Raw genomic sequence first — 267 nt, 5'->3', positions numbered from 1 at the left:
GGGGCTTGAGTCTGAACAATGAACAGGCAAATACGCTGGCGAAATATGGAATGAACTATGCACAGAACATGGTGAAAGCCTATGAAGCACAGCAGATTGAACAGCAGGAAGCGTGGGCCAATGAAACTAAAAATGCCTTGGGCGCAAAATATAACGAAGAAATTTCTTATGTGGGTACCGCCTTAGACAAGCTGGAACCGCTGGTTCCCGGCTTGCGAAATGCTCTCAAAATCGGCGGAATCGGCAATCGGGTGGATATCGTAAAAG

The 267-nt window shown here is 47.2% G+C and carries 1 protein-coding gene; it reads left to right on the top strand.

Annotation, left to right across the window (positions count from 1 at the left end; genetic code table 11):
* A partial coding sequence (locus AC2FA3_RS15250) for a hypothetical protein (protein ID WP_490510324.1) occupies positions 1-267 on the top strand: 267 nt, incomplete at both ends.

The organism is Janibacter sp. CoH_79_TC_3, from assembly GCF_058197955.1.
This window is presented reverse-complemented; position numbering and strand designations above follow the sequence as displayed.